Below are 9,502 nucleotides of genomic sequence, written 5' to 3' on the forward strand. Positions count from 1 at the left end.
TTGGCGAATGAATTCGCCCCCACAGGAAAAGCGGTCGCCGGATCGGCACCCCACAACCTTCACCCGCTCCTGCTGTGGGGGCGATTTCAATCGCGATGCGGACCGCAGGTTCGCCCCTCGATCTCCCAAGGGGCAGCTGTGCTGCCCTTGGCGAATGAATTCGCCCCCACAGGAAAAGCGGTCGCCGGATCGGCCCCCCACAACCTGCGATCCCGGCACTGTCGTCAGCATCGCGCCTGGCGGCTGCCCGCTCATGACCTAGGCTTGCAAAGGCAATTCACAAGAATTCCAGAAGTTCGGTTCCTGCCGTTCAAAGGAGTGCAGTCATGGCGCAGCGGAATCCCGTCAATACCAACCCTGGACAGAAACTGCGTGGCGTGAATCTGGGGGGTTGGCTGGTCCTGGAGAAGTGGATGACCCCGAGCCTGTTCGAGGGTCTTGAAGCCACCGATGAAACCACCTGGTGCGCCGAGATGGGCGCACGAGCCCCGGAAAGACTGAAGCAACACTGGAACACCTTCATCACCCGCGACGACTTCGCCTGGCTGCACGAGCGCGGCCTGAATGCCGTGCGCATTCCCCTGGGGCACTGGATATTCGGGCCGGATTACCCCTACCACCCGAAATACGGCGAAGCCCGCCACCCCTTCGTCGAGGGCGGCATCGAGGTGCTCGACCGGGCCTTTGCCTGGGCCGACGAATTCGGGCTGAGGATCGTCCTCGACCTGCACGCCGCCCCCGGCTGCCAGAACGGCTTCGACAATGGCGGCATCAAGGATATCTGCGAATGGCACACCCAGGACGAGTACCGCGCGCATTCGCTGAGCGTGCTGGAACGCCTGGCCGAGCGCTACCGCGACCAGCCCGCCCTGCACGCCATCGAAGTGCTCAACGAGCCGCGCTGGGATGTGCCGACCGACTACCTCAAGGGCTACAACCTCGATGCCTACCAGCGCATTCGCCGGCACTGCCCAGCGGAGAAGATCAGCGTGGTCTTCCACGATGGCTTCCGCGCCTTCAACGAATACCTGGGGTTCATGCAGCCGCCGGAATTCGCCAACGTGGTGTTCGATATCCATCGCTACCAGTGCTTCGAACGCGGCGATATCGACAGCGACATCTACACCCACATCCACAAGGCCAGCGGCCAGTGGAAAGCCGAGGCCGACTCGATCATCGGCCAGTTGGGCATTCCGGCGTACTGCGGCGAGTGGAGCCTGGGACTCGACCTGAAAGTGGTTTCGCTCTGGGCCGAAGGCCCCTTCAATCACGCACTGGAAAATATGGACAGCTTCCAGAAAGACGTGGCCTATCGCGGCTATGCCGCTGCGCAGTTGCTGACCTATGAGAAGTACCTGGGCTGGTTCTTCTGGAGCTACAAGACCGAAACCACACCGGCCTGGTGCTTCCGCGAATGCGTCCAGCGCGGCTGGTTGCCCTCAACTTTTTCTTAGTGCCCGTAGCGGCGTGCCATAGCCGACCAGGGGCTCCTGCGGCAGGTGATTGAGCAGGAGCCGACGCTGGTAGCTGCGCTCCAGCCCGGACTGGAAGCTGATGGCCAGCAGCGTCGAGTCCGGCAGCTCGCGATGCAGCATATCCATGAAGTCTTCCTCGTCCCGGGTCTCGAAGGCACTGCTCGCCTCCTCGATGAACACCCAGGTGGGCTGCTGCAGGAACAACCGGGCCATGGCCAGCCGCTGCTGCGTACGTAGCGGTAACACGCTCTGCCAGTTGTCGACCTCATCCATTCGCTTGGCCAGCCAGGCAATGCCCGCACTCTCCAGTGCATGCAGCATGGCGCCGGTGGCATAGGTGCCGGCAGGCTGCGGGTAGCTCAACGCCGCGCACAGGCTGCCAACCGGCAGGAAGGGGCGTTGCGGCAGGAAGCAGATGGCCGCGCCCGCCGGCAACCAGACCTCCCCATGACCCCATGGCCACAACCCGGCCAGCACCTTGAACAGGCCGATGGTGACCGCCGGATCACCCGAGATCAGCACCCGCTCGCCGCGCTGGATCACGACGTTCAGTCCCTCGATCAGGACCTGCCCGTCAGGGGTGGCAATGCACAGGTCGCGCAGCACGATTTCCGCCTGCTGCGACTGCGCCACGCAGATTCGGTTCTGCGGCTGCGCAGCCTGGTCGTCCAGGTCCTGCAGGTCGTTGTAGAGGCTCATCACGCGGTCGGCCGACGCTCGCCAACGCGCCAGCTCGGCCAGGTTGTCGATCGGCCAGGACAGCGCCGAGGTCAGCTGGTGGAATGCCTGCGCGGCCTGCATCAGGACGCCCAGGGTCATGGCACCGGAAATGTACTGGGGCGCCATGACCAGGATCGGGAACACCGGCAGCAGCACGCCGTAACCCGACGAGAACGACACGATGCCGAGGTAAGCCATGGTCTGCCGATACCAACGGTGCCCCAGCTCGGCGAAATGGCTCGTCGAGCTCCGGCGCTCCGCTTCCTCGCCCTGCATCAGTGCAATGGACTCCGAGCTTTCCCGCGCATGGGCCAGCCCGAAACGGAAGTCCGCTTCCGCCGATTGCAACTTGTTGGTGGCCCGGATCAGCGGGCGCCCGAGCAGCATGCCGAACACCGTGCCGGCGCTGGCGTAGGCCACCGCGAGGATCAGCATGTAGCCCGGCACCATCAGGCCGGTTCCGGGGAATTGCACACTGCCGGTGACCGTCAGCAGGATGTTGGCGAAGGTGCTGAAGATCAGCAGCGAATAGACCAGCGAGTGGGTCAGCGAAATCGCGCTTTCTGTGACGACGTGAATGTCTTCGGCGATGCGGCCGTCAGGATTGTCGTGCTCGCCCCGGGTCTGCTGCAACTGGTAGTGATGTCCGCGCGCCATCCACTTGTCGACGAGCCGTGCGGTCAGCCACCGGCGCCAGTCCAGCTGCAGCCAGCGCTTGACCCGCATGTGCATCGCCGTGACGCCCACCGTCAGCAGGAGGATCACCACGAAGGTGCCGATCTGCATCATCAGGCGATTGAGCGATCTGGCTTCCAGGGCATCGAAGAGCGCGCGGTTCCAGTAGTTGGTCCAGATCACCAGCGCGACCTGCGCCAGGGTGAGCAGAAGCAGCGCCACGGTGTAGCCGCGCGCCTTCCACTTCACGTCGGAATACCAGTACGGCATCACCAGACGCAGGAGCTGCCAGCGCGATCTTTCAGCCGGCGGGGACATTTAGTCGTCACTCCACGCAGCGAGCGCATGTGCACGCAATGGAAGATCACCAGGCACTCGTTGCGGGCCAACGCCGCAGCATTTCCCCCAATCCAGGCAAGCCTGTGACCCCGCCCAATCCTTCGTTATAAGAATCATCTGACCCCCTGCTGTTAGAGGCCGTAGCCTCAGGTTGCTCAGCGAACTCCGGGGAGTGCGTTGTCTTCCCGGCAGAACGTTTTTTGTTCAGCCGGGATTGCCGCAGGGTGCAGCCAAGGCGAATGAGCAGAAGTTGGGGGCGGTCAGTGTGATCGCGGCGCTTTGAGCTCAGCGCGGAACTGCACCAGGTAAGTCTGATTCAAGCACACCGATTTCAGGCTGCACTTTTTTTCCGGACCATCGACCCCGCCAGGCCGACAAAGGCCCGCAATCAGCCGCTGACCTGACCGATCAATTGGCTGATCACCGCCCTGAGCTTGCCGGGCTTGACCGGTTTGTTGAGCAGCGGCACGCCGAGGCCCTGCAACTTGCGACGGCACTGGTCGCTGCGGTCGGCGGTGATGATCACTGCGGGCACTTCACTGGCGAATCGCTGGCGCAGGGCCAGGATCACATCGCAACCGACCTTGCCGTGGTCCAGGTGGTAGTCCACCAGAATCAGGTCCGGCGCCCGCCCTTCGAGCACGTCCTCGGCAGTGGCCAGGTCGGGGGCGGTCAGTACCTCGCAACCCCACTGCCCGAGCAGCGCCGACATGCTTTCCAGGATGCCCGGCTCGTTGTCCACCACCAGCAGGCGCCGGCCAGGCAACGGATCGCCAGTCACCGGGCGCGGCTCCACATTCGCCCGCACCTGGGGTTGTTCCCGCACCAGGGGCACCTCGATGCTGAACACCGATCCCCGTCCTACCTGGGAGCGCACCTCGACCCGGTACTCCAGCATGCTGGCGATGCGGTCGACGATGGCCAGGCCCAGGCCGACACCCTTGCGCTCGGCGGCGCGGCCCACGTCCAGCTGGTTGAATTCGAGGAAGATCGCTTCCAGCTGATCCGCCGGAATGCCCCGCCCGCTGTCCCACACTTCCAGCCGCAGCCGATCGCCACGACGCCTTGCCCCGAGCAGGACGCGACCCTGCTCGGTATAGCGGCAGGCATTGCTGAGGAAGTTGCGCAGGATGCGCGTGAGCAGGCGGAAATCGGTGCTGATGCACAGGCGCGGAATGCGCACACGCAACCCCAGGCCGGCAGCCTCGGCGACGCTCTGGAACTCCGAGGCCAGTGGCCCGAGCACCTCGTCCAGGTGGTAGACATCCAGGTCCGGCTTGATCGCGCTCTGGTCCAGCTTGGAGATATCCAGCAGGTCGGTGAGCAGGTCTTCGGCGCCTTCCAGCGCCTGGTGCGTGCGTTCCACCAGCTGCCGTTCAGAGGCCGGCAATGCGCGTTCACGCAGCGTGGAAACCAGCAGCCGCGCTGCGTTCAGCGGTTGCAGCAGGTCGTGGCTGGCAGCGGCCAGGTACTTGTCCTTGCTGAGATTGGCTGCCTCGGCCGCGTCCCGCGCCTCGCGCAATTGTTCGTTCAGCGCCTGGAGTTCGCGGGTGCGGTCCAGCACGCGCTGCTCCAGTTCGTCATTGAGGGTCTGGTAGCGATTGCGCTCGGCTTCCAGTTCCTCCAGGCGCGCCAGTAGTTCGGGGTAATGACTCTTGCGCGCGGAGTGACTGCCCAGGCCAAGCAGCCCCGTCAGGGCGTCGCGCGGGTCGTCAGAGGGCCTCGGCATACACCACCTCGACATCCCGCTGACTGGACTCGCGCGGGTTGGTGAGGATGCAGGGATCGTCCATGGCGTGACGCGACAGGAACGGAATGTCCGAGGTGCCGACGCCGTGCAGGCGCAGGGTTTCGTGGAAGCCCACCGCGTGTTTCAGGGTCACCAGGTGCTCCACCAGGCGCTGGCGGACCTGGTTCTGCGTCAAGCCACGGCAGTCGATCCCCATGGTTTCGGCGATCACCTTGAAGCGCTCGGGCGCGGCGCTGTAGTTGAACGCCACCACATGCTCTACCAGCACCGCGTTGCACAGGCCGTGCGGCAGGTCGAGGAAGCCGCCCAAGCTGTGGGACATCGCATGGACCGCACCGAGGATGGCGTTGGAGAAGGCCAGGCCCGCCTGCATGCTGCCGAGCATGATCTTCTCGCGCAGGGCGATGTCCTGCGGGTTGGCGATCATGCCCACCAGGTTGCCGTTGATCAGGCGCATGGCCTCCAGCGCATGGGGATCGGTCAGCGGCCCGTGGCCGGTGGACACGAACGCCTCGATGGCGTGGACCAGTGCGTCGATGCCGGTACAGGCGGAGAGGAACGGGTCCATGCTCAGGGTGGTTTCCGGGTCGATCAGCGACACATCCGGCACCACGGCCTTGCTGACGATGGAGAACTTCATCCGTTCCTGCTGGTTGGAGATGATCACGAACTGCGACACATCGGCCGAAGTGCCGGCGGTGGTCGGGATCAGGATCAGCGGCGGGCTGGGCACCGTGAGGGTGTCCACGCCCTCGAACTCGAGAATGCTGCGGCCATGGGCAACCACGATGCCGATGCCCTTGGCGCAATCCATCGGGCTGCCGCCCCCCACGGCGACAATCACGTTGCAGCCCATGCTGCGGTAGAAGTCGGCCCCCTGCATCACCTCCTCCACACGAGGGTTGGGCGATACCTGGGTGTAGAGGCAGTAGTCGATGCCCTGGGCCTGCAGGCTGGCCTCGATGTCGGCGACCCAGCCGGCGGCCAGCACACCGGGGTCGGACACCACCAGGACCTTGCGCGCACCGAAGGTGCTGGCGTAATTGCCGACATTGTGCCGGCATCCTGCGCCGAAAATGATCTCGGGAGAAACGAACTTGCGAAGTGGGCTGATATCGTGACGCATCAAACAGCTCTTTCTTGTAGTTATGCGGTGAGTAGGACCCAGCCTACTGGATTCACGGGGCTTTTCAATCAGACCTTGGGAGCTTTCCTAAGCCCAGATTCCATCCTTCCCACTGGTTGTAGGGGCGATTTCAATCACCAAGCGAACCGCAGGTTCGCCCCGCTGCCTTCCAGGGACAGCTTCGCTGCCCTTGGCGAATGAATTCGCCCCCACAGGAAAATCAATTGCGAGCTCGGCGCCACCTGGGGCTGGTTGTGGGGGCGATTTCAACCGCTAAGCGGACCGCAGGTTCGCCCCTCCGCCTCTCAGGGTGCAGCTGCGCTGCCCTTGGCGAATGAATTCGCCCCCACAGGAAAATCAATTGCGAGCTCGGCGCCACCTGGGGCTGGTTGTGGGGGCGATTTCAACCGCTAAGCGGACCGCAGGTTCGCCCCTCTGCCTCTCAGGGGGCAGCTGCGCCGCCCTTGGCGAATGAATTCGCCCGCACAGGAAAACCCATCACGGCCTCACAGCAACCCCCGATAGAACGCCAACTCCGCCTCCAATGCATGGGCCAGGTTGGTGGCCTGGCGGAAGCCGTGGCGCTCCTCCGGGTAGACATGGCATTCCACGTGCCGGCCCGCTTCCTTCAAGGCGGTAACCATGGAGGCGGTCTGCTCCGGTACCACCACCGCGTCCTGCCCACCCTGGAAGAAAATCACCGGTGCGCCGATCTCCCGCGCCCGCAACACCGGCGTGCGCTGGCGGTAGCGCGCGATATCCCGCACCGGATCACCGATCAGCCAGTCCAGGTAGTCGGCCTCGAACTTGTGGGTCTTCTCCCGCAGCGCCAGAGGAGCGCTCACGCCGTAGTAGCTGGCGCCGCCGCGAAAAGGCGTGTCCCCCACCAACGCCAGGAGCGTGGTGAAACCACCGGCGCTGGAGCCACGAATGAAGGCGCGCTCAGGGTCCACCAGCCCCAGCCCGGCGAGGTGCATCAGCAGCGCCTTGGCGTCTTCCACGTCCAGTTCGCCCCAGCCGCCAGCCAGTCGTTGTCGATAAGCGCGACCAAAACCGCTGCTGCCCCGGTAATTGAGATCGGCCACGGCGAAGCCGCGCTGGGTCCAGAACTGGATGCGCGGATCGAACACGGGCTGGCAGGCGGAGGTGGGGCCGCCATGGCAGAACACCAGCAATGGCGGGCGCTGGTCTTCCGGGCCGCGATGGGCCGTGTTGCAGGGCGGATAGAAGAAGCCGTGGGCGCACTCCCCGTCTCCCACGGCGAACTGCAACGGCCGGGGACGAGCGATTTCGTCAGGCGACAGCTCGGTGCCGCCTCCTGCCAGCACCTGCACGCTGGCGTCCTTGCGGTCGATGGCCAGCACGGCGCTGGCGTTTTCCGGCCCAGCGGCGATGCAGTAGTAATGCCCCTCGTCCGCAGCCAGCTGCCGGAAGCGGCTGTATCCGGTCGCCAGCAACTGGCAGTCGGCACCGACCAGATCGCTCTGGTCATCGGCCAACCAACTCCGCAGCCCCGCCTCTGGCAGGTAGCTGCATAGGCCCAATTGCCAGGGGGCCGGGGCGTGATCGGCATGGGCGGCCGGCAAGGGGAGCAGTTGATCGCCCTCCAGCGCCCAGGGTTGCCACCAGCCATTGCGATCGCTCAGGCAATGCAGGCGCCCCTCCGCATCGAAGCGCGGCTGTTGCAGGGACTCGCCGCCATCCGCTCCCGCGAGGATGCTGATCGGCCCCCAGGCATCCCCATCACGCCGGCGCAGGCAAAGCCGTGTTTCTGTCCAAGGCTGTGCGGGACGGCTCCACTCGATCCAGGCGAGGGACTGGCCATCCGAGCTGAGACGTGGCGCTGCATAGAAATCGGCGCCCTCGACCAGCACCTGACGTTCGCCGTCGGCCAGGGCAATCGCCACCAGCCTGTGGGTGCCCTGCTCTTCCTCCACGGCCAGCACACGCTGCCCCGCGCTCCAGAGATCGCCGTAGCGAGCATCGGGATTCCGCGTCAGGACAGCTGGAACCCCGGAGAAAGGCTGAAGGTAGAGCTGCTGGTCGGCCTCATTGACGAACACCACGCCACCCGGCACCAGGCAGAAGGCACCGCCGCCATATTCGTAGACCCGGCTGCGCAGCGAGTGGCCATCAGGCGTGATGCAGCTCGCCTCCCCCGCTTGCCAGCGCCAGAGCGTGGTGCGGCCATCTGCGGGGTCGAACAGCGTCCAGAACAGCCCCGCCGGGCCGCAGCGCAGTTCGGCGAAGTCGCGGCTGGCAGCGACGGCGCTTTCCGCGCTCCAGGGGCTGTCCCAGAAGCCGAAGGGACGGATTTCAGGCGCGACAAATGATTTTCGAGGTTCGCTCATTGCGGTAGGTCAGCTGCTCCAGGGTCCCCGCAGCATGGTCCGCTTCTTCCCGCGCCGCCAGTATCTTGCCGTGGTGATGCGACTTGGAGCAGACCGGGTCGGCGTTGCTGGCATCGCCGGTGAGCAGGAAGGCCTGGCAGCGGCAACCGCCGAAGTCCTTCTCCTTCTCGTCGCAGGAGCGGCAGGGCTCGGGCATCCAGTCGTAGCCGCGGAAGCGGTTGAAGCCGAACGACTCGTACCAGATGTGCTTGAGGTCATGCTCCTTGACGTTGGGGAACTGCACCGGCAACTGGCGGGCGCTGTGGCAGGGCAGCGCGGTGCCGTCGGGAGTGATGTCGAGAAACAGGCTGCCCCAGCCGTTCATGCAGGCCTTGGGGCGTTCCTCGTAGTAGTCCGGGGTGACGAAGATCAGCTTGCAGGGGTGCTTTTCCGTCGCCAGTTTGGCCCGGTACTCATTGGTGATGCGTTCGGCGCGTTCCAGCTGGGCGCGGGTCGGCAGCAGCCCGGCGCGGTTCAGCTCGGCCCAGCCGTAGAACTGGCAGGTGGCGAGTTCGACGAAGTCCGCCTCCAGTTCCAGGCACAGCTCGATGATCCGCTCGATGCTGTCGATGTTGTGCCGGTGGGTGACGAAGTTCAGCACCATCGGGTAGCCCGCCGCCTTCACCGCGCGGGCCATCGCCAACTTCTGCGCGAAGGCCTTGCGCGAGCCGGCCAGGAGGTTGTTCACCGCCTCGTCGGCGGCCTGGAAACTGATCTGGATATGGTCCAGTCCGGCGTCCTTGAAGGCGTTGACGCGCGCCTCGGTGAGGCCGATCCCGGAGGTGATCAGGTTGGTGTAGTAGCCCAGCTCGCGGGCGGCGCGGATCAGCTCTTCCAGGTCCTGGCGCACCAGCGGCTCGCCACCGGAAAAGCCCAGCTGCGCGGCACCCAGCGCGCGGACCTGGCGGAACACCTCGATCCACTGCGCGGTCGTCAGCTCCTCGCCCTGCTGGGCGAAGTCCAGCGGGTTGGAGCAGTAGGGGCACTGCAGCGGGCAGCGGTAGGTCAGCTCGGCCAGCAGCCAGAA

6 protein-coding genes are annotated in these 9,502 nt (G+C 65.1%); 1 reads left to right on the forward strand and 5 read right to left on the reverse strand.

Features of this window, described 5'->3' with window-relative positions; all coding sequences use genetic code 11:
- The first annotated feature begins 326 nt into the window (after positions 1 to 326).
- On the forward strand, positions 327 to 1,454 hold the full coding sequence (locus tag E8F06_RS22420; RefSeq protein WP_280371164.1) for a glycoside hydrolase family 5 protein: 1,128 nt from the start codon (positions 327 to 329) through the stop codon (positions 1,452 to 1,454).
- On the opposite strand, the gene E8F06_RS22425 is transcribed toward E8F06_RS22420, so the two are convergent.
- From E8F06_RS22425 to pqqE, 5 genes are all read right to left on the reverse strand, one after another.
- Entirely contained in the window at positions 1,440 to 3,188 is a 1,749-nt protein-coding gene (locus tag E8F06_RS22425; RefSeq protein ID WP_280371166.1) for an ABC transporter ATP-binding protein/permease, read from the reverse strand. The two genes, E8F06_RS22420 and E8F06_RS22425, sit on opposite strands and share 15 nt — an antisense overlap.
- Before the next feature lie 409 nt (positions 3,189 to 3,597).
- Positions 3,598 to 4,938, reverse strand: a complete 1,341-nt coding sequence (locus tag E8F06_RS22430) for a hybrid sensor histidine kinase/response regulator (protein WP_280371168.1) — start codon at positions 4,936 to 4,938, stop codon at positions 3,598 to 3,600.
- The gene (ercA, locus tag E8F06_RS22435; RefSeq protein ID WP_190834748.1) at positions 4,922 to 6,085 is read right to left on the reverse strand and encodes an alcohol dehydrogenase-like regulatory protein ErcA; all 1,164 of its coding nucleotides are present in this window, start codon (positions 6,083 to 6,085) and stop codon (positions 4,922 to 4,924) included. Before ercA ends, E8F06_RS22430 begins: the two co-directional genes overlap by 17 nt.
- Positions 6,086 to 6,591: 506 nt before the next feature.
- On the reverse strand, positions 6,592 to 8,436 hold the full coding sequence (locus E8F06_RS22440; RefSeq protein ID WP_280371170.1) for a prolyl oligopeptidase family serine peptidase: 1,845 nt from the start codon (positions 8,434 to 8,436) through the stop codon (positions 6,592 to 6,594).
- The coding region (gene pqqE, locus E8F06_RS22445; RefSeq protein ID WP_280371172.1) for a pyrroloquinoline quinone biosynthesis protein PqqE at positions 8,402 to 9,502 on the reverse strand (1,101 nt) is incomplete at its 5' end. The genes pqqE and E8F06_RS22440, both read right to left, overlap by 35 nt.

This window comes from Pseudomonas sp. BN411 (genome assembly GCF_029871235.1).
Classification (GTDB): Bacteria; Pseudomonadota; Gammaproteobacteria; order Pseudomonadales; family Pseudomonadaceae; genus Metapseudomonas.

Coding starts and splice junctions, on each gene's coding strand:
- E8F06_RS22420 (WP_280371164.1), top strand. CDS start 327: ATGGCGCAGCGGAATCCCGTCAATACCAACCCTGGACAGAAACTGCGT.
- E8F06_RS22425 (WP_280371166.1), bottom strand. CDS start 3,188: ATGTCCCCGCCGGCTGAAAGATCGCGCTGGCAGCTCCTGCGTCTGGTG.
- E8F06_RS22430 (WP_280371168.1), bottom strand. CDS start 4,938: ATGCCGAGGCCCTCTGACGACCCGCGCGACGCCCTGACGGGGCTGCTT.
- ercA (WP_190834748.1), bottom strand. CDS start 6,085: ATGCGTCACGATATCAGCCCACTTCGCAAGTTCGTTTCTCCCGAGATC.
- E8F06_RS22440 (WP_280371170.1), bottom strand. CDS start 8,436: ATGAGCGAACCTCGAAAATCATTTGTCGCGCCTGAAATCCGTCCCTTC.